General features: G+C 73.8%; 17 protein-coding genes. 15 read left to right on the top strand and 2 right to left on the bottom strand.

All coding sequences use genetic code 11. The annotated features are described in order from the left end of the window. Positions 1–67 precede the first annotated feature (67 nt). From ACH443_RS02940 to ACH443_RS03010, 15 genes are all read left to right on the top strand, one after another. Positions 68–430, top strand: coding sequence for an NADH-quinone oxidoreductase subunit A (locus tag ACH443_RS02940; RefSeq protein WP_429735904.1), 363 nt, complete (start codon positions 68–70; stop codon positions 428–430). 122 nt (positions 431–552) lie between these two features. Further along, positions 553–1,104 (top strand): NuoB/complex I 20 kDa subunit family protein, encoded by a 552-nt coding sequence (locus ACH443_RS02945; protein ID WP_429735902.1) that lies wholly within the window; start codon positions 553–555, stop codon positions 1,102–1,104. Further along, entirely contained in the window at positions 1,101–1,913 is an 813-nt protein-coding gene (locus tag ACH443_RS02950; protein WP_429764918.1) for an NADH-quinone oxidoreductase subunit C, read from the top strand. The genes ACH443_RS02945 and ACH443_RS02950 overlap by 4 nt, the downstream gene beginning before the upstream one ends. Then, positions 1,910–3,256 carry an NADH-quinone oxidoreductase subunit D gene (locus ACH443_RS02955; protein WP_429764916.1) on the top strand — a complete coding sequence of 449 codons (1,347 nt, stop codon included), beginning with the start codon at positions 1,910–1,912 and terminating at the stop codon, positions 3,254–3,256. Before ACH443_RS02950 ends, ACH443_RS02955 begins: the two co-directional genes overlap by 4 nt. After that, positions 3,253–4,134, top strand: coding sequence for an NADH-quinone oxidoreductase subunit NuoE (gene nuoE / locus ACH443_RS02960; protein WP_430589427.1), 882 nt, complete (start codon positions 3,253–3,255; stop codon positions 4,132–4,134). Before ACH443_RS02955 ends, nuoE begins: the two co-directional genes overlap by 4 nt. After that, complete coding sequence (nuoF, locus tag ACH443_RS02965) at positions 4,127–5,461, top strand: NADH-quinone oxidoreductase subunit NuoF (RefSeq protein WP_429764913.1); 1,335 nt, start codon at positions 4,127–4,129, stop codon at positions 5,459–5,461. Before nuoE ends, nuoF begins: the two co-directional genes overlap by 8 nt. Further along, the gene (locus tag ACH443_RS02970; RefSeq protein WP_430589428.1) at positions 5,461–8,118 is read left to right on the top strand and encodes an NADH-quinone oxidoreductase subunit G; all 2,658 of its coding nucleotides are present in this window, start codon (positions 5,461–5,463) and stop codon (positions 8,116–8,118) included. The genes nuoF and ACH443_RS02970 overlap by 1 nt, the downstream gene beginning before the upstream one ends. After that, complete coding sequence (gene nuoH / locus ACH443_RS02975; protein WP_430589429.1) at positions 8,115–9,473, top strand: NADH-quinone oxidoreductase subunit NuoH; 1,359 nt, start codon at positions 8,115–8,117, stop codon at positions 9,471–9,473. The genes ACH443_RS02970 and nuoH overlap by 4 nt, the downstream gene beginning before the upstream one ends. Next, positions 9,470–10,249 carry an NADH-quinone oxidoreductase subunit NuoI gene (gene nuoI, locus ACH443_RS02980; RefSeq protein WP_430557612.1) on the top strand — a complete coding sequence of 260 codons (780 nt, stop codon included), beginning with the start codon at positions 9,470–9,472 and terminating at the stop codon, positions 10,247–10,249. Before nuoH ends, nuoI begins: the two co-directional genes overlap by 4 nt. Beyond that, a complete protein-coding gene (locus ACH443_RS02985) occupies positions 10,246–11,133 on the top strand; it encodes an NADH-quinone oxidoreductase subunit J (RefSeq protein ID WP_430557613.1) in 888 nt (295 codons plus the stop codon). The genes nuoI and ACH443_RS02985 overlap by 4 nt, the downstream gene beginning before the upstream one ends. Further along, complete coding sequence (gene nuoK, locus ACH443_RS02990) at positions 11,133–11,432, top strand: NADH-quinone oxidoreductase subunit NuoK (protein ID WP_429764904.1); 300 nt, start codon at positions 11,133–11,135, stop codon at positions 11,430–11,432. Before ACH443_RS02985 ends, nuoK begins: the two co-directional genes overlap by 1 nt. 28 nt (positions 11,433–11,460) lie before the next feature. After that, a complete protein-coding gene (nuoL, locus tag ACH443_RS02995; RefSeq protein ID WP_429764903.1) occupies positions 11,461–13,389 on the top strand; it encodes an NADH-quinone oxidoreductase subunit L in 1,929 nt (642 codons plus the stop codon). 94 nt (positions 13,390–13,483) lie between these two features. After that, a complete protein-coding gene (locus ACH443_RS03000; protein ID WP_430557635.1) occupies positions 13,484–15,097 on the top strand; it encodes an NADH-quinone oxidoreductase subunit M in 1,614 nt (537 codons plus the stop codon). Further along, complete coding sequence (nuoN, locus tag ACH443_RS03005; RefSeq protein WP_430589430.1) at positions 15,094–16,845, top strand: NADH-quinone oxidoreductase subunit NuoN; 1,752 nt, start codon at positions 15,094–15,096, stop codon at positions 16,843–16,845. Before ACH443_RS03000 ends, nuoN begins: the two co-directional genes overlap by 4 nt. A gap of 157 nt (positions 16,846–17,002) precedes the next feature. Next, positions 17,003–18,058, top strand: coding sequence for a polyprenyl synthetase family protein (locus ACH443_RS03010; RefSeq protein ID WP_429764899.1), 1,056 nt, complete (start codon positions 17,003–17,005; stop codon positions 18,056–18,058). A 19-nt stretch (positions 18,059–18,077) separates the two neighbouring features. Here the strand turns inward: ACH443_RS03010 and ACH443_RS03015 are convergent, their stop codons facing one another. Then, positions 18,078–18,665 (bottom strand): prepilin peptidase, encoded by a 588-nt coding sequence (locus ACH443_RS03015; protein ID WP_430589431.1) that lies wholly within the window; start codon positions 18,663–18,665, stop codon positions 18,078–18,080. Positions 18,666–18,727: 62 nt separating this feature from the next. After that, the gene (locus ACH443_RS03020) at positions 18,728–19,603 is read right to left on the bottom strand and encodes a UbiA family prenyltransferase (protein ID WP_430557616.1); all 876 of its coding nucleotides are present in this window, start codon (positions 19,601–19,603) and stop codon (positions 18,728–18,730) included. Positions 19,604–19,630: the final 27 nt, after the last annotated feature.

Consider the following 19,630-nt stretch of genomic DNA (forward strand, 5'->3'; position numbering starts at 1 on the left):
AGCACAAGGGAGTGGTCGAGATGCACGAGGTCGAGAAGCGTGCGGCCGTGCGGACGGGGGACCGGCGATGACGAACCCGTACGTGCCGGTCCTCATGCTCATGGGCGTGGCCCTGGTGCTCGCCGTGGGCGGCGTGGCGGCGAGCGCCGTCATCGGGCCCAAGCGCTACAACCGGGCGAAGCTCGACGCCTACGAGTGCGGCATCGAGCCGACGCCGCACGCGGTCGGCGGCGGCCGGCTCCCGGTCAAGTACTACCTGGTGGCGATGACGTTCATCGTCTTCGACATCGAGGTGGTCTTCCTCTACCCGTGGGCGGTGGACTTCGCCGTGCTGGCCGGCTTCGGCCTCGTCGCGATGCTCACGTTCCTCGCCCTCATCACCGTGCCGTTCGTCTACGAGTGGCGGCGCGGCGGCCTCACCTGGGTCTAGGCCCGGGCGCACGGCCAGCACCACCGCACGACAGCACGACCTGCACCACCCAGCACGACACGGCACTACGGACGGCATCGGCGCCGAGGATCCGGCACCGATGTTCACGAAGGGGAGGGGTCATGGGCCTGGAAGAGGCTCCGTCGGGCTTCCTGCTGACGACGATCGAGGACCTGGCGGGCTACCTGCGCAAGGCGTCCGTGTGGCCGGTGACGTTCGGACTGGCGTGCTGCGCCATCGAGATGATGGCGGCCGGCGCGTCGCGGTTCGACCTGTCGCGGTTCGGTATGGAGGTCTTCCGGGCGTCGCCGCGGCAGGCGGACCTCATGATCGTCGCGGGACGGGTGAGCCAGAAGATGGCGCCCGTCGTGCGGCAGGTCTACGACCAGATGAGCGAGCCCAAGTGGGTGCTGTCCATGGGCGTGTGCGCGTCCAGCGGCGGCATGTTCAACAACTACGCGATCGTCCAGGGCGTCGACCACATCGTGCCGGTCGACGTGTACCTGCCCGGCTGCCCGCCGCGCCCGGAGATGCTCATCAACGCGATCCTCGCGCTGCACCAGCACATCCAGGACTCGCCGCTGGGCGTGAACCGCAAGGAGGCGGCCGCGGCCGCCGAGGCGGCGGCGCTCGAGGCCACCCCGACGTTCGAGCTCAAGGGGCTGCTGCGATGAACGACGGCACGACGGCGGGCGGGTCCGCGGCGGACAGGCCCGTCCCGCAGCCCGAGGAGGTCCTGGGGCCCCGCTCCGGGGAGCTGGTGCCGGGCAGCGAGCAGGCCGGCCGGGGCGGGCGCGGGCCGGAGGTCGTCGAGGTGCGGCGCGGCATGTTCGGCGTCCGCGGCTCCGGCGACACGTCCGGGTACGGCGGCCTGGTGCAGCCGGTCGCGATGCCCGGCGCCGCGACGCGGCCGTACGGCGGCTGGTTCGACGAGGCCGTGGACGTGCTCGCCGAGGTGCTCGGCGAGCAGGGCGTCGCGTTCGACGTCGCCGTGGAGCGCGTCGTCGTCGACCCGCACACCGACCCGCCGAGCCCGCACGCCGAGCTCACGCTGCACGTGGCGCGCGAGCACCTGCTCGCCGTCTGCCGCGCGCTGCGCGACGACCAGGACCTGCGGTTCGAGCTCAGTCTCGGAGTCTCGGGCGTGCACTACCCCGACGACACGGGCCGCGAGCTGCACGCCGTCTACCACCTCACCTCGGTGACGCACGGCCGCCGCGTGCGGCTCGAGGTGTCGGTGCCCGACGCCGACCCGCACGTCCCCTCCACCACGTCGCTGTACCCGACCAACGACTGGCACGAGCGCGAGACCTGGGACTTCTTCGGGATCGTCTTCGACGGCCACCCGGGCCTGGCACGCATCGAGATGCCCGACGACTGGCCGGGCCACCCCCAGCGCAAGGACTACCCGCTCGGCGGCATCCCCGTGGAGTACAAGGGCGCCACGGTGCCGCCGCCGGATACGAGGAGGTCGTACTCATGAGCTCCGCCACCTACACCGCGACGCGGCCGCCGACCGACGACGAGTTCGACCCGGGCATCCCCGGCTTCGAGGCGTCCGGCGGCGACTGGGACGAGATCGCCCGCGAGGCCGTGGGCGAGGAGCGCATCGTCGTCAACATGGGCCCGCAGCACCCGTCCACGCACGGCGTGCTGCGCCTCATGCTCGAGATCGACGGCGAGACGGTCACCGAGGCCCGCTGCGGCATCGGCTACCTGCACACCGGCATCGAGAAGAACATGGAGTTCCGCACCTGGACGCAGGGCACCACGTTCTGCACCCGGATGGACTACCTGGCTCCGTTGTTCCAGGAGACGGCGTACTGCCTCGCGACCGAGAAGCTGCTCGGCGTCACCGACGACGTGCCGGAGCGGGCGTCGATCATCCGCGTGCTGATGATGGAGCTCAACCGGGTGGCGTCCCACCTCGTGTGCCTGGGCACGGGCGGCAACGAGATGGGCGCGACGACGGTCATGACGATCGGCTTCACCGCCCGCGAGGAGATCCTCCGGCTGTTCGAGGCCGTCACCGGGCTGCGCATGAACCACGCGTACGTGCGTCCGGGCGGCGTGGCGCAGGACGTGCCGGAGGGCTTCGAGGACCAGGTGCGGGCGGCGCTGCCGAAGATCCGCCAGTACCTCGGCCAGCTCGGCGACCTCATGCTCGCGAACCCCATCTTCAAGGCGCGCCTCACCGACGTCGGCGTGCTCAACCTCGCCGGCTGCATGGCGCTGGGCGTCACCGGACCGGTGCTGCGCTCCACGGGGCTGCCCTACGACGTGCGCAAGGCGTTCCCGTACTCCGGGTACGAGACGTACGACTTCGACGTGCCGACGTCGACCGACGCGGACTGCTACTCCCGCGTGGTGCTGCGCCTGGAGGAGTGCTACCAGTCGCTGCGCATCGTGGAGCAGGCGCTCACCCGTCTCGAGGCGACGTCGGGGGCGCCGGTCATGGTGGCGGACAAGAAGATCGCGTGGCCGGCGCAGCTCGCGATCGGCGCCGACGGGCAGGGCAACTCGCTCGACCACATCCGCCAGATCATGGGCACCTCGATGGAGGCCCTGATCCACCACTTCAAGCTCGTCACCGAGGGGTTCCGGGTGCCGGCCGGGCAGGTGTGGCAGACCGTCGAGCACCCGCGCGGCGAGCTGGGCGTGCACGCGGTGTCCGACGGCGGCACCAAGCCCTACCGGGCGCACTTCCGCGACCCGTCGTTCAACAACCTCCAGGCCGTGTCGGTGATGTGCGAGGGCGGCCAGGTGGCCGACGTCGTCGTCGCCGTCGCCTCCCTGGACCCCGTGCTGGGAGGGGTCGACCGATGACGGCAGAACCCACGAGCGCCCGCTCGGCCACGCGGTACGACGCCGACACGCTCGCGTCGCTGGCCGCCGACGCCGCGGCCGTCAAGGCGCGCTACCCGGACCCGCGCTCCGGCCTGCTGCCGATGCTGCACCTGGTGCAGTCGGTGGACGGGTACGTGAGCCGCGACGGCATCCTGTTCTGCGCCGAGCAGCTCGAGATGACGCCCGCCGAGGTGAGCGCCGTCGCCACCTTCTACACCCAGTACAAGCGGCACCCCAACGGCACCTACACCGTGGGCGTGTGCACCAACACGCTGTGCGCGGTGATGGGCGGTGACGCCATCTTCGACGAGCTGAGCGAGCACCTCGGCGTCGGGCACGACGAGACCACCGACGACGGCGCGATCACGCTCGAGCGCGTCGAGTGCAACGCCGCCTGCGACTACGCGCCGGTCGTGATGGTCAACTGGGAGTTCTTCGACAACCAGACGCCGGAGTCGGCCACGGACCTCGCCGACCGCCTGCGGGCGGGCGAGGAGGTGGCGCCCACGCGCGGCGCGTCGTCGGTGTGCGGCTTCAAGCAGATGAGCCGCGTGCTCGCGGGGTTCACCGACGGCCGCGCCGACGAGGGCGTGGGCGCGGGGGAGCCGACGCTCGCCGGCCTGCGCCTGGCGCGCGCCGCGGCCGCCGTCGACGGCGGTGAGCCCTCGTCGGTCCAGCCTGCCGAGACCACCGACGGGGGCTCGACCGGCTCGGCCGCCGAGGTGCCCCCGGAGACCGGGACGGCGCAGTCGAGCGCGGAGCGCAAGCCCGCCGCGCCGGGGGACGAGAGCCCCGGCCGCTCGCCGTCGGGCGGCGACGCGAACCCCGAGCCGGAGAAGGGTGGCAGCGATGACTGACCTCATGCCGGTGCTCACGGACACGTGGGACGCCGACCGGTCGTGGAAGCTGGCGTCGTACGAGGCCGCCGGCGGGTACGCCGGGCTGCGCAAGGCCCTGACGATGGAGCCCGCGGACCTCGTGCAGACGGTCAAGGACTCCGGGCTGCGCGGCCGCGGCGGCGCCGGCTTCCCGACCGGCATGAAATGGGGCTTCCTGCCCCCGCCGGACGGCGGCCCGCGCTACCTCGTGGTCAACGCGGACGAGTCCGAGCCCGGCACCTGCAAGGACATCCCGCTCATGCTGGCGAGCCCGCAGCACCTGGTGGAGGGCATCGCGATCACCAGCTACGCGATCGGCTGCCACCACGCGTTCGTGTACGTGCGCGGGGAGGTGCTGCACGTGTACCGGCGGCTGATGGCCGCGGTGCAGGAGGCGTACGACGCCGGGTTCCTCGGCAAGGACGTGCTCGGCACCGGCTTCGACCTGGACGTCACCGTGCACGCCGGCGCCGGCGCCTACATCTGCGGCGAGGAGACGGCGCTGCTCGACTCGCTCGAGGGCAAGCGCGGCCAGCCGCGGCTCAAGCCGCCGTTCCCCGCCGTCGCGGGCCTGTACGCGCGGCCCACGGTGGTGAACAACGTCGAGTCCATCGCGTCGGTCCCGGGCATCGTCGCGCGCGGTGCCGACTGGTTCGCCGGCATGGGCACCGCGAAGTCGCAGGGGCACGGCCTGTTCTCCCTGTCCGGGCACGTGACCCGGCCGGGGCAGTACGAGGCGCCGCTCGGGATCACGCTGCGCGAGCTGCTCGACCTGGCCGGCGGGATGCGGGCCGGGCACGAGCTGAAGTTCTGGACGCCGGGCGGGTCGTCGACTCCGCTGTTCACGGCCGACCACCTCGACACCCCGCTCGACTACGAGTCGGTGGGGGCGGCGGGGTCGATGCTCGGCACCCGGGCGCTGCAGCTCTTCGACGACACGACGTGCGTCGTCCGTGCGGTGAGCCGGTGGACCGACTTCTACGCGCACGAGTCGTGCGGCAAGTGCACGCCGTGCCGCGAGGGCACCTACTGGCTCAAGCAGGTGCTGCACCGCATCGAGGCCGGCCAGGGCGAGGAGCGCGACGTCGACCTCCTGCTCGACCTGTGCGACAACATCCTCGGCCGCGCGTTCTGCGCGCTCGGCGACGGCGCGACGTCGCCCGTGACGTCGAGCGTCCAGCTCTTCCGCGACGAGTACCAGGCGCACATCGACGGCCGCGGGTGCCCCTTCGACCCGCGCGCCAGCGCCCTGTTCCCGTACACCCCCAAGCAGTCGCCGGCGCTCGCCGGGGCGGGAGGTCACTGATGACGGCGACCACGGACAAGTCCACCGCGGCCGCGCCCCCGGTGGAGACGGTCACGCTCACCATCGACGAGGTCGAGGTGACGGTGCCGAAGGGCACGCTGATCATCCGCGCGGCCGAGCAGGTGGGCATCCAGATCCCGCGGTTCTGCGACCACCCGCTGCTCGAGCCCGCGGGCGCGTGCCGGCAGTGCCTGGTCGAGGTCGCGATGCCCGACCGCGAGGGCAACGTGCGGCCCATGCCGAAGCCGCAGGCGTCGTGCACGATGACGGTCACGCCCGGCATGGTCGTCAAGACGCAGCGCACGTCGCCGGTCGCGGACAAGGCGCAGCACGGGGTCATGGAGCTGCTGCTCATGAACCACCCGCTGGACTGCCCGGTGTGCGACAAGGGCGGCGAGTGCCCGCTGCAGAACCAGGCGATGAGCAACGGTCGCGCCGAGACCCGGTTCGAGGACGTCAAGCGCACCTTCCCCAAGCCGATCGCCGTGTCCACCGAGATCCTGCTGGACCGCGAGCGCTGCGTGCTGTGCCAGCGCTGCACCCGGTTCAGCGACGAGATCGCAGGCGACGCGTTCATCGCGCTGCAGGAGCGCGGCGCGCACCAGCAGATCGGCCGGTTCGACGAGACGGTGCTGGACTTCACGCCGCCGCCCGGCGAGCCCGCCGAGGAGACGTTCGGGTCGGCCGCGGCGACGGACGGCGGTCAGCCGTTCGCGTCGTACTTCTCCGGCAACACCGTGCAGATCTGCCCGGTGGGCGCGCTCACCGGCGCGGCCTATCGGTTCCGCTCCCGGCCCTTCGACCTGGTGTCGACGCCGGTGATCTCCGAGCACGACTCGTGCGGCTCCGCGATCCGCGTCGACCACCGGCGCGGCGTGGTGCTGCGCCGGCTGTCGGGGGAGGACCCGGCGGTCAACGAGGAGTGGATCACCGACAAGGACCGCTTCGCGTTCACGTGGCAGGCGGCGCCCGACCGGCTCACCGTCCCGCTGGTGCGGGACCGCGTGCTGGACGCGCACGGCACCGTCGTGTCGCGCGGCGAGCTGCGGCCCGCGTCGTGGGTGGAGGCGCTCGAGCTCGCCGCCGAGGGCCTGGCCGCCGCCCGTGCGGCCGGCGGCGTCGGGGTGCTGCCCGGCGGACGGCTGACCGTCGAGGACGCGTTCGCCTGGTCGCGGTACGCGCGCACCGTGCTCGGCACCGACGACGTCGACCTGCGGGCCCGCGTGGGCTCGGCGGAGGAGACGGCGTTCCTGGGCCACGCGGTGGCGGGCACCGGCGTCGGCGTGACCTTCGGCGACGTCGAGGCCGCGCCCGCCGTGCTGCTCGCCGGCCTCGAGGCCGAGGAGGAGGCCGGCGTCACCTTCCTGCGGCTGCGCAAGGGGGTGCGCAAGCACGGCACCAGGGTGTGGGCCGTCGCCCCGTTCGCGAGCCGTGGTCTCGCCCGGCTCGACGGCGAGCTGCTGCCCGCCGCGCCCGGCACCGAGGCCGAGTGGCTGGGCATCCTCGCCACCCGCGCCGGCGGCGGGCTCGTGCCCGCCGACTCCGACACCGCCACGCTGGGCGCCGTCGCCGACGGGCTCGCGACGCCCGGCGCGCTGATCCTCGTGGGTGAGCGGCTCGCGTCGGCCCCCGGCGCCTACGGGGCGGCCCTGCGGCTCGCGGAGGCCACCGGGGCCCGCGTCGCCTGGATCCCGCGCCGCGCGGGGGAGCGCGGGGGCGTCGAGGCGGGCCTCCTGCCCGGGCTGCTGCCCGGCGGACGACCGCTGACCGACCCCGCGGCCCGCGCCGAGGTGGCCGCGGCGTGGGGCGTCGACGCCGACGCGCTGCCGGCCGCCCCGGGCCGCGACGTCGCGGAGATCCTCGACGGGCTCTCCGTCGGGCAGCTCGGCGGCGTCCTCGTCGGCGGGGTGGAGCTCGCCGACCTGCCCGACCCCGCGCACGCCCGGCGCGCGCTCGAGGCCGCGGGCTTCGTGGTCTCGCTCGAGGTCCGGAGGACCGAAGCCGTCGAGCTTGCCGACGTCGTGCTTCCTGTTGCTCCTCCCGTCGAGAGGGCGGGGTCGTACTGGAACTGGGAGGGGCGCGTCCGCGCGTTCGGCCAGGCGCTGGAGTCGTCGGCGCTGCCCGACCACCGCGTGCTCGACGCGCTGGCCGACCAGGCCGGCGTCGCGCTCGGCGCGGCGACCCCGCTCGACGCGCACCGCGCGATCGCGGCGCTGCCGGCCTGGGGCGGGGCGCGCGTGCCGGCACCGGAGGGGGAGCCGGTCGAGCCGCCCGCGGTGCCGACCGGGTCCGCCGTGCTGGCGAGCTGGCACCTGCTGCTCGACGACGGCGCCCTGCAGGACGGCGAGCAGTTCCTCGCCGGCACCGCCAAGCGGCCCGTGGCACGGATGTCCGCGGCCACGGCGGCCGCCGTCGACGTGTACGACGGCGACCGCGTGACCGTGGCCACCGACCGCGGCGCCGTGACGGTGCCCGTCGCCATCACGGAGATGGTCGACCACGTGGTGTGGCTGCCGCTCGCGTCGCGCGGGTGCCGCGTGCACGACGCGCTCGGCGCCGCGCCGGGCGACCTGGTGCGGATCGGCGCGCCGGAGGCGGTCGCCGCCGGCGGGGTCCCAGGCTCGACCGACGAGAAGGCACAGGGAGGGGCCGCATGATCCCCGGCGTCGCGTCCGACTTCAGCAACGACTGGCTGTGGGTGTCGCTGATCAAGGCGGTGCTCATCGTCGTCTTCCTGCTGACCAGCGTGCTCTTCGCGATCTGGTTCGAGCGCAGGGTCGTGGCGCGCATGCAGGTGCGCCCGGGGCCCAACTGGCACGGCCCGTTCGGCCTGCTGCAGTCGCTCGCGGACGCGATGAAGCTGCTGCTCAAGGAGGACGTGAACGTCACCCGGGCGGACCGGATCGTGTACCTGCTGGCGCCGATGATCTCGGTGTTCTGCGCGCTGCTCGTGTTCGCGGTCATCCCGTTCGGCCCCGAGGTGACGATCCCGTTCACCGACTACTCGACGCCGGCGCAGCTCACCGACTTCCCCGTCGCCGTCCTGTACGTGCTGGCGTGCGCGTCGATGGGCGTCTACGGCATCGTGCTGGGCGGCTGGTCCTCCGGCTCCACCTACCCGCTGCTCGGGTCCGTGCGGTCCACGGCCCAGGTGATCTCGTACGAGCTCGCCATGGGGCTCTCGCTGGTCAGCGTGTTCATCATGGCCGGCTCGATGTCCACCTCCCAGATCGTGGCCTCGCAGACCAGCATCTGGTGGTTCCTGCCGCTGCTGCCCGCGTTCGTCGTCTACGTCATCTCGATGATCGGCGAGACCAACCGCCTCCCGTTCGACCTGCCGGAGGCCGAGGGCGAGCTCGTCTCCGGCTACATGACCGAGTACAGCTCGATGAAGTTCGCCTGGTTCTTCCTGGCGGAGTACATCAACATGCTCAACGTCTCCGCGGTCGCCACCACGCTGTTCCTGGGCGGCTGGCGAGCACCGTGGCCGCTGTCGGCGATCAACGACGGGATGTTCAACACCGGCTGGTGGCCGGTGCTGTGGTTCCTGGTCAAGCTCTGGCTGGTCATGTTCGTGTTCGTCTGGGTGCGCGGCACGCTGCTGCGGCTGCGCTACGACCAGTTCATGTCGTTCGGCTGGAAGGTGCTCATCCCGGTCGCGCTGGTGTGGGTCGTGGTGCTGAGCGTGTTCCAGTACCTCGGCCTGGCGGGCGTCACCCGCACCCAGCTCATCACCGGCGTCGCCGTCGCGGCGGTGGTCGTCATCGGCCTCCTGTGGCTGTGGCCCGACCGGAAGGCGAAGGCCGCCGACGGCGCCGGACCACCGGGGGACGCGCGTCGTCCGGCCGGCGACTTCGACGCCTTCGCGGACGGGTTCCCCGTGCCGCCGCTGCCCGGCCAGGCCCTGCCGCCGTCGCCCCGCGCGCGCCGGCACGTGATGCAGGCCGCCGACGTCCCGGGCGCGTCCGCCGCCCCCGACCCCGCCGTCGACCGATCCGAGGAGACGCGATGACCGACAAGCCGTACGAGCCGCTGCGCCCGTCCAAGGGGCCGCTGGGGGAGCTGTTCGCCCCGGTGGCCGGGTTCGGCGTGACGTTCTCGTCGATGTTCCGGCCCACGGTGACCGAGCAGTACCCGCGCAAGAAGACGGCGCCGCAGCGCCGGTACCACGGGCGCCACCAGCTCAACCGCTACGCGGACGGGCTGGAGAAGTGCATCGGCTGCGAGCTGTGCGCGTGGGCGTGCCCCGCGGACGCGATCTACGTGGAGGGCGCGGACAACGCGGAGCTGCCCGACGGCGAGCACATGTCGCCCGGCGAGCGCTACGGCCGCGTCTACCAGATCAACTACCTGCGCTGCATCTTCTGCGGGCTGTGCATCGAGGCGTGCCCCACCCGGGCGCTCACGATGACGAACGACTACGAGCTCGCCGGCCCCGACCGCGCCGGGATGATCTACGAGAAGCAGGACCTGCTCGCCCCGCTCGCGGAGGGGATGCTCGCCGCGCCGCACCCGATGGTCGAGGGGACCACGGACACGGAGTACTACCGCGGCGAGGTCACCGCCCCGACGGCGCAGCAGGTCGACTGGGTCCGCGAGCACCGGCCGGACGACCCGACCCTGGACGCCGCCGCCCGCGTGGTACACGGGGACGCGCCGCCCCCGACCCCGCGCCGGCACCGGCTGCGCGGCAGCGCCACCAAGGCCGCCGTCGCGACCCGGCAGGCCGCCGAGGGCGGGCACGTCGCGACGCTCCCCACCCCTGACCTGACGGACGGCCCGCGGTGACGGCGTCGGGCGCGGAGGCCGCGCTGTTCTGGGTGCTCGCGCCGCTCATGGTGCTCGCCGCGCTCGGGCTGCTGTTCGCCCGCAAGGCGGTGCACGCCGCGGTGTGCGTGATGTTCGTGATGGTCGGGCTGGCCATCCTCTACGTGGCGCAGGAGGCGCCGTTCCTCGGCGTCGTGCAGGTCGTCGTCTACACGGGCGCCGTGATGATGCTCTTCCTGTTCGTGCTGATGCTGGTGGGCGTCGACTCCGCCGACTCGCTGACCGAGACGATCAGGGGCCAGCGCTGGCTGGGCGTGCTGCTCGGGCTCGGGCTGGTCGTCGTGCTGCTGGGCGTGATCGCACAGGCGGCGTTCCCGCCCGCGGTCGGGCTGGCCGCGACCGAGGAGCTCACCAACCCGGTGGCCCTGGCCCGGGTGCTGCTCGGCGACTACGTCCTCGCGATGGAGGTGGTCGGCGTCCTGCTGGTCACCGCCGCGCTGGCCGGCCTGGTGCTCACGCACCGTCGTCGGCTCAGCGTGCGGCCCACCCAGCGCGTCCTCGCGGCCGCGCGCGTGGCCGCCCTGCCGCAGGGCAGCACGCTCACGCCGCTGCCCGCGCCCGGCGTCTACGCGCAGAACAACGCCATGGACACGCCGGCGCTCGGCCCCGACGGCGAGCCGCTGCCGCACTCCGTGCCGCGCGTGCTGCGCATCCGCGGGCAGGAACGGTCGGCCACGGCGGTCCTCGCCGAGGAGGAGACGCTCGTGGCGCGTGACGACCTGCGCCTCCTCGGCGTCGGCCCGGCGGCGGACGCCACGGTCGAGCAGGTGGGCGACCCGGTCGCGACGGGCACGACCGACGCGGGCACGACCGACGAGGGCGACGAGGACGGGGAGGTGCGCTGATGGAGATCACCCACTACCTGGGGCTGGCCGCGATCCTGTTCGCGATCGGCGCGGCGACGGTGCTGCTGCGGCGCAACGCCATCGTGGTGTTCATGGGCGTGGAGCTCATGCTCAACGCCACCAACCTCGCGTTCGTGACGTTCGCGCGCATCCACGGCGACGTGACGGGCCAGGTGCTCGCCTTCTTCGTGATGGTGGTCGCCGCGGCCGAGGTCGTGGTGGGGCTCGCGATCATCATCACGATCTTCCGTTCCCGCCGGTCGGCCTCGGTCGACGACGTCAACCTGCTGCACAGCTGAGAGGCGACCTGTGGACACGCAGACGACGATGCAGACTCTCTCCCTCGCCCCCTGGCTGGTCGCGACCCCGATGATCGGCGCCCTCGTGCTGCTGGTCGCCGGCCGGCGCACCGACCGGTGGGGGCACTGGCTGGGTGTGCTCGCGAGCGCGGCGACGTTCGTCGTCGGGCTGGTGATGCTGCTCGACATGCTCGGCACCCCCGCTGACCAGCGGGTGGGCACCCACACCGTGGGCACGTGGATCGACGCGGGGGCCCTGCACGTGGACCTCGGGTTCCAGGTGGACCCGCTGTCGATGACGTTCGTGATGCTCGTGACGTTCGTCGGCACGCTGATCCACGTGTACTCGGTGGCGTACATGGACCACGACGTCGACCGGCGCCGGTTCTTCGGGTACCTCAACCTGTTCGTCGCGGCGATGCTGCTGCTGGTGCTCGCGGACTCCTACCTGCTGCTCTTCGTCGGCTGGGAGGGCGTGGGCCTGGCGTCGTTCCTGCTCATCGGGTTCTGGGACGGCAAGCGGGAGAACGCGGTCGCGGGCAAGAAGGCGTTCGTCATGAACCGCGTCGGCGACATGGGGCTCATCGTCGCGATGATGCTGCTGCTCGCGACCTTCGGTTCGCTGAGCTTCGGCACGGTGCTGCCGGCGGCCGGCGAGGGGGCGACGGCGGCGGGCCAGGGCGTGATGACGGCGATCGGCCTCATGCTGCTGCTGGCGGCGTGCGGCAAGTCGGCGCAGCTGCCCCTGCAGGCGTGGCTCGGGGACGCGATGGCGGGCCCGACGCCGGTGTCCGCGCTGATCCACGCGGCGACGATGGTGACCGCCGGCGTGTACCTGCTGGTGCGCTCCGGCCCGATCCTCGAGGCCGCGCCGGACGCGCAGCTCGTCGTCGCGATCGTCGGCGCGCTGACCCTGCTGTTCGGGGCGGTCGTCGGTACCGCCAAGGACGACATCAAGAAGGCGCTCGCGGCGTCGACGATGTCGCAGATCGGCTACATGATGCTCGCCGCCGGCCTGGGGCCGATCGGGTACGCGTTCGCGATCTTCCACCTGCTCACGCACGGCTTCTTCAAGGCGGGGCTGTTCCTCGGCGCCGGGTCCGTGATGCACGCGATGGACGACGACGTGAACATGCGCCGCTTCGGCGGGCTCGCCCGGCTGCTGCCGGTCACCGCGATCACGATGGGGCTCGGCTGGCTCGCCATCCTGGGCGTGCCGCCGTTCTCCGGGTTCTGGTCGAAGGACAAGATCATCGAGGCGGCGTTCGTCGGCGAGGGCTGGCGGCCGTGGGTGTTCGGCCTGGCGGCGCTGCTCGGCGCCGGGATCACCGCGTACTACATGTCGCGGCTGTTCTTCATGACCTTCGCGGGGCGCCGGCGGTGGCGGCCCGACGAAGGGTCCGGGGACGACGGCGCCCCCGTGCGGCACCCGCACGAGGCCCCGCGCCTCATGACGTGGCCGATGATCATCCTCGCCGCGGGGTCGGTGTTCCTCGGCGGGATCCTGGCGCTGGGCGACCGGTTCGTCACCTGGCTGGAGCCGGTCACCGGGCACGCGGAGCACCACGAGCCGGTGCTGCCGGTGTGGCTGCTCATGACGCTCACCCTGGTGCTGGTGGTGCTCGGCGCGTTCCTCGCGTTCCGGCAGTACGCGGTCGCGGCGGTGCCGGTCGAGCCGCCGCCGGCGCCGGCCGTCGTGCGGGCGGCGCGGGTCGACCTGTACCAGGACGCCGTCAACGAGTCGCTCGTGATGCGGCCGGGGCAGTACCTCACCCGCGCGCTCGTGTACTCGGACCGCACGGCGGTCGACGGCGGCTGGCTGGGCCTGGCGGGCGGCATCGGGCGCCTCGGCGCACGGCTGCGGCGGATGCAGAACGGCTACGTGCGGTCGTACGCGGCGACGATGCTCGGCGGCCTCGGCGTCGTCGGGCTGGTCGTGTGGGTCCTGGCGAGCTGATCGGGGTGGCGGGAGCGATGGCGATGACGCCGAACATGACGCCGAACATGACGCCGGACACGACGTCGACGACGAAGGACGGGGACGCATGACGATGTCCACAGGGTTCCCCTGGCTCACGGTCCTCATCGTGTGGCCGCTGGTGGCCGCGGCCGCGACGGCGCTCACGGGGGTGGGCAGAGGCCGCCCGGCCGCCGGCCCGGTGACCGGGGGTCGGTTCGGGGCCGGCGCCGCCCGCACGGTCGCGCTGGTCGGCGCGCTGGTGGAGGTCCTCCTGCTGGTCGGGGCCTTCGCGGCCTTCGACACCGGCGACGCGGGGACCCACCAGCTCACCGAGACGTACTCCTGGATCCCGCCGATCGGCGCCAGCTACGCCGTCGGCGTCGACGGCGTGGGCCTGCTGCTGGTGGCGCTCTCGGTGGGCCTCGTGCCGCTGGTGATCCTCGCGGCCTGGCGCGAGCAGGGCGGCGACCACGTGCGGCTGCGTCGCTACCTCGCGACCGTGCTGCTGCTCGAGGCGTTCATGGTGACGGTCTTCGTGGCGCGCGACGTGTTCCTCTTCTACGTGGTGTTCGAGGCCATGCTGATCCCCGCCTACTTCCTCATCGGCGGGTTCGGGCAGGGGCCGCAGCGCCGGTACGCGGCGGTGAAGTTCCTGCTGTTCTCGCTGGCCGGCGGCCTGGTCATGCTGGTGGGCGTCATCGCGCTCTACCTGCAGGTGCCGGCCGCGGACCGCGGGCCGCAGACCTTCCTCACCGACAACCTCACCGGGCTGACCCTCGACCCCACGGCCGAGAAGCTCATGTTCTGCGCGTTCTTCCTCGCGTTCGCGATCAAGGCGCCGATGTTCCCGGTGCACTCGTGGCTGCCCGACGTCACCCAGCACGCGACGCCCGGCACCTCGACGCTGCTCATCTGCGTGCTCGACAAGGTGGGCACCTTCGGGATGCTGACCCTCTGCCTGCCGCTGTTCCCCGAGGCGAGCCGGTGGGCGGCGCCGTTCGTCATCGTGCTCGCGGTGATCTCGATCCTGTACGGAGCGGTCCTCGCGATCGGCCAGAGCGACGTGCTGCGCCTCATCGGCTACACGTCGGTGTCGCACTTCGGGTTCATCATCCTGGGCATCTTCACGTTCACGTCGCTGGGCACCGCGGGGTCCAGCCTGATGATGCTCAACCACGGCATCTCCACCGGTGCGCTGTTCCTGGTCGCCGGGTTCGCGATCGCGCGGCACCCGCGCCAGAGCCAGCTCATCGGCGACTACGGCGGCCTGCGCACGGTGGCGCCGATCCTGGGCGGCACGTTCCTCGTGGCCGGCCTCTCCGCGGCCGCGCTGCCCGGCCTCGCGACGTTCGTCTCCGAGATCATGGTGTTCCTCGGGTCGTACGCCCGCTGGCCCGCCGCGGTGATCGTCGCCGTGCCCGCCGTCGTCCTCGCCGCCGTGTACGTGCTGCTCACGTACCAGCGCATGTTCACGGGGGAGACGACGCCGGAGCTCGCGTCCGCGCGCGACCTCGACGGCCGCGAGAAGACGGTGGCCGGCGTGCTCGTCGGCGCGCTGCTCGTGCTCGGCCTCGTGCCCGGTCCGGTGCTCGACTACGTGCGCGCGCCCGGTGAGGTCGCCGTCGAGCAGGTCGGGGAGACCGATCCGCCACCGGTGCTCGAGCCTGCTGCGTCCGGCGTCATCACCGAGGGGAGCCAGCTGTGAACGACTTCGTCGCCCCGCCCATCGACTGGGCGGCCGTCTCGCCGGTGCTGATCGTGCTGGCGGCGGGCGTGCTCGGCGTGCTGCTGGAGGCGTTCGTGCCCGAGAAGGCGCGCCGCACGACGCAGCTCACGCTCACCCTGGCGGCGCTCGCGGGCTCGCTCGTGGCGGTCGGGCTGCTGTGGGACCGGGTGCAGGAGAACGCGCTCTCCGTGGTCGGCGGGTCGTACCTGCTGACGCCGTTCGGCCTGGGCGTGCAGGCCGTGATCGGCGTGTGCGCGCTGCTGGGCGTGCTCGTCGTCGCGGAGCGCACCACGACCGGCCAGGACGCGTTCGCGCCGGCCGCGGCCGCCGTGCCGGGCACCGCGTACGAGGACGAGACGCGCCGCGCGGGCCTGCAGCAGACCGAGATCTACCCGCTCCTGCTGTTCTCGACCGGCGGCATGCTGCTGTTCCCGGCCACCGACGACCTCATCGTCATGTTCGTCGCGCTCGAGGTGCTGTCGCTGCCGTTGTACGTGCTGTGCGCCACGGCGCGCCGCCGCCGGCTGCTCAGCCAGGAGGCCGCGTTCAAGTACTTCGTGCTGGGCGCCTTCGCGTCCGCGCTCTTCGTCTTCGGCATCGCGCTCGTCTACGGCTTCGCCGGCACCGTGCGGCTGCAGGGCGTGGTCCAGGTGCTCGCGGACCCGTCCGTCTCGCCGCTGGGGTCGATGCCGGCCCTGGTGGTGGTCGGGCTGCTGCTGGTGCTCAGCGGGCTGCTGTTCAAGATCGGCGCCGCGCCGCTGCACGCGTGGACCCCGGACGTGTACCAGGGCGCCCCCACGCCGATCACCGGGTTCATGGCGGCGTGCACCAAGGCCGCCGCGATGGGCGCGCTGGTGCGCGTGCTGTTCACGCTCGCGAACGGCCTGGACCCCGCGACCCGGCACGACGTCGAGGTGGCGCTCTGGGCGGTCGCCATCCTCACGATGCTGATCGGCACCGTGGTCGGCGCCGTGCAGACCGACGTCAAGCGCCTGCTCGCGTACTCCGCGATCGCGCACGCCGGGTTCCTCCTGGTCGGCGTCGTCGGGATGGACGAGGCGGGCTCGCGGGCCGTGCTCTTCTACCTCCTCGCCTACGGGCTCGCGTCCGTCGGCGCGTTCGCGGTCGTGACGCTGGTGCGCGAGCGCACGGTGTCGGGCGACGACACCGGCGACGGGGCGACCGGGACGGTCCCCGACGACGGCGTCGTGCTGGGCGAGGCCACGCGGCTCGCGCAGTGGGCGGGCCTGGGCCGCAAGGCCCCGTGGCTCACCGCCGCGTTCTCGCTGTTCCTCCTCTCGATGGCGGGGATCCCGCTCACGGCCGGGTTCGTGGCGAAGTTCGGCGTGTTCTCGGCCGCCGTCGAGGCGGGGGCGTGGCCCCTCGCGCTGCTCGGCGTGCTCGCATCCGCCGTCTCCGTGTTCTTCTACGTCCGCGTCATCGTGCTCATGGTCCTCACCCCGCCGCCCGGCGGGGAGCAGGGCACGGCACCGGCGGGCGCGGCGTCGCCGGGGACGACGGCGAGCGACCAGCAGGGCGGCGGCACCGCCACCGTGACGGGCGCCGCGACCCGCACGCTCGTCTCGCGGACGGTCGTGACGGTGGTCGGCTCGCGCGGCCCCGCGGCGTTCGCGATCGCGGTGTGCGCGGTGGGCGTGCTGCTCCTCGGCATCCTCCCGGCGGGCGCGCTGGACCTGGTCGGCCAGGCGGCGCAGTTCCGTCCCTGACGGCTCCGGGTCGGCGTCCCGTCCCCGGGCCGGCGCGCCCGTGTGCCGACCCGGGGACGAGCCGCCGGCCCGACGCTCGTGCCGGGGTGTCCGACCTGACGCGGCCGAGCGCTGTCTCGGTGCGGTGTTCGGCGCCCCGGACGGATAGGTTCGGACAGTGACTCGCGCTCCTTCCGCCTCGGCCCCCCGGCCCGGGCCCACGCCGCCCCCGGCGCCGCCGGCGATCCCGCTGTCCGACCCGGCGCTCGCCGACCGGCTCGCCGAGCGCATGACGCGGGTGGACGCGGCGCTCGACGCCGCCGTGGCCTCGGCGGACGCCCTGGCCGACGACGCGTCGCGGCACCTCGTCGCTGCCGGAGGCAAGCGGTTCCGCCCGCTGCTCACGCTGCTCGCGGGCGAGCTGGGCGACGGGTCGCGCACGGAGCTGGTGGACGCGGCCGTCGTCGTGGAGCTCACGCAGGTCGCGTCGCTGTACCACGACGACGTCATGGACTCCGCGCCGCTGCGCCGAGGGGCGCCCGCGGCGCACACGGTGTGGGGCAACTCGGTCGCGATCCTGGTGGGCGACCTCCTCTTCGCCCGGGCGTCCGCGCTCGTCGCGGGCCTCGGCCCGGAGGCGGTGGTGCTGCAGTCGCGCACGTTCGAGCGCATGTGCCTCGGCCAGCTGCACGAGACGATGGGGCCGGGGGCCGACGACGACCCGGTGGAGCACTACCTGCAGGTGCTCAGCGACAAGACGGCGTCGCTGCTCGCGACGTCGGCACGCCTCGGCGCGATGTTCGGCGGCTGCGAGCCCGCCGTCGTCGAGGCCGTGGCGGCGTACGGCGAGAAGGTGGGCGTCGCGTTCCAGCTCGCCGACGACGTGCTCGACATCGCGTCGTCCGGCGACGAGTCCGGCAAGACGCCCGGCACCGACCTGCGCGAGCACGTGCCGACGATGCCGGTGCTGCTGCTGCGCCAGCGGGTCGCGCGGGGCGAGGGCTCCGCGGCGGACGCGGCGCTCGTCGCCCGGCTCGACGGCGACCTCGACGGCGACGACGCGCTCGCCGCCGTCGTCGCGGAGCTGCGGGCGCACGACGTGCTCGCCGAGACCCGCGCGCTCGCCGGCCGGTGGGCGCGCGAGGCCGCCGCGGAGCTGGCGCCGCTGCCCGACGGCCCGGTGAAGGAGGCGCTCGCCGACCTCGCCCAGGCGCTGGCCGACCGGACGGCGTGACCGGGCGGCGTGCCCCGGGTCAGTACGGCGAGGCGGCGGCCAGCCGCGCGAACGTCACCGCGAGCGCCGCGCCGGCGAGCAGGTACGGGCCGAAGGCCAGCGCCGTCCCGCGCGACGCCCGCCGGGTGACCATGAGGACGAGCGCCACGCACCCGCCGAGCAGGATCGGGAGCACCGTCGCGGCGACGAGCGCCGACCAGCCGAACCAGGCGGTGACGAGGCCGAGGAGCACGGCGAGCTTGGCGTCGCCGCGCCCCATCCCCGCGCGGTGGACGAGGTGCAGCAGGAGGTACGCTCCGCCGAGCAGGAGGCCGCCGAGGAGCGCCCGCAGCGCCGCGTCCCACGTCCCGCCGGCGAGCGCCGCGAGGGCGAGCAGAGCGGCGGCGACCGCCGTCGCCGGGTAGGTGAGCGCGTCCGGCAACCGGTGCGTGCGGGCGTCGACCACCCAGAGCGCGGCCCCCGCCACGGCGGCCACGACGAGCGCCGGCGTCGCCCAGCCGGGCCCGCTCGCCCACACCGCCCACGCCGCCCCGAGGGCGGCTCCCCCCGTCACCGCGCGGCGGTGGGGCGCGACCTCGGCACGGGCACGCTGGAGGATCGGGGGCACCTGCGGATGCTATGCGCCGGCGTCGGGGCGCAGGGGCGCCGTCCACAGCCCGTGGGGGCGGGTCAGCCCGGGAGCGCCACGGCGTCGGCCGCGAGGACGAGCTGCGCGACGCACACCACCGCCACGGCCAGGCTCAGCAGGAACGGTGCGCGGCTGTGCGGTCGCACGATCCCCACGGTCCCGGCGAGGGCGGCGAGCAGGACCGCGCCGCCGGCGAGCGTCACCGACGCCGCGGAGGGCGGGCCCGGCGGGCCGAGGAGGATCACCACGCTGCCCGCCGCGAGGACCACGGGCGCCAGCACGCTCGTGCCCCGCCGCCCCAGGCGGTGGGGCAGGCCCCGCACCCCGGTGGCGGCGTCGTCCTCGAGGTCCGGCAGCACGTTGGCGAGGTGGGCGCCGACGCCGAGCAGCGCGGCCGCGCCGACCGTCCAGCCGGCGACGACCCGGCCGTCGCCCGCGGCGGCCACGACGAACGCGGGCAGCAGGCCGAAGCTCACGGCGTAGGGCAGCCACGACAGGGGCGTCGACTTGAGCCGCGCGTTGTACGACCAGGCGCTGCCGACCGCGGCGACGTGCAGCAGCCCCGGCACGAGCCCCGTCGCGAAGGAGAGGACGACGCACCCGGCCAGGGCGGCGAACGCGGCCGTCCGGAGGTCGCGGGGCGCGACGGCGCCCGTCACGGTCGGCTTGTCCGCGCGCCCGACGCGACGGTCGCGCGCGGCGTCGAGCCAGTCGTTGCTCCACCCCACGGACAGCTGGCCGGCGGCCACGGCCGCCGTGACGAGCACGGCGCGGCCCGCGGGGAGGCCGACGCCGACGGCGAACACCAGCGCCAGCCCCGTGACCACCGCCGCGGGCGCCGGGTGCGTGGCGAGCAGGAGGCCGCGCGCCCGCGCCGCGGGCGTGACCCGCGCCGTCCCCGTCGTGTCGCCGCCCACGGGGGCAACCTACGCCGCCGGGCCCGC

The sequence above is a fragment of the Isoptericola sp. NPDC019571 genome (genome assembly GCF_044389385.1).
Taxonomy (GTDB): domain Bacteria; phylum Actinomycetota; class Actinomycetes; order Actinomycetales; family Cellulomonadaceae; genus Isoptericola; species Isoptericola nanjingensis.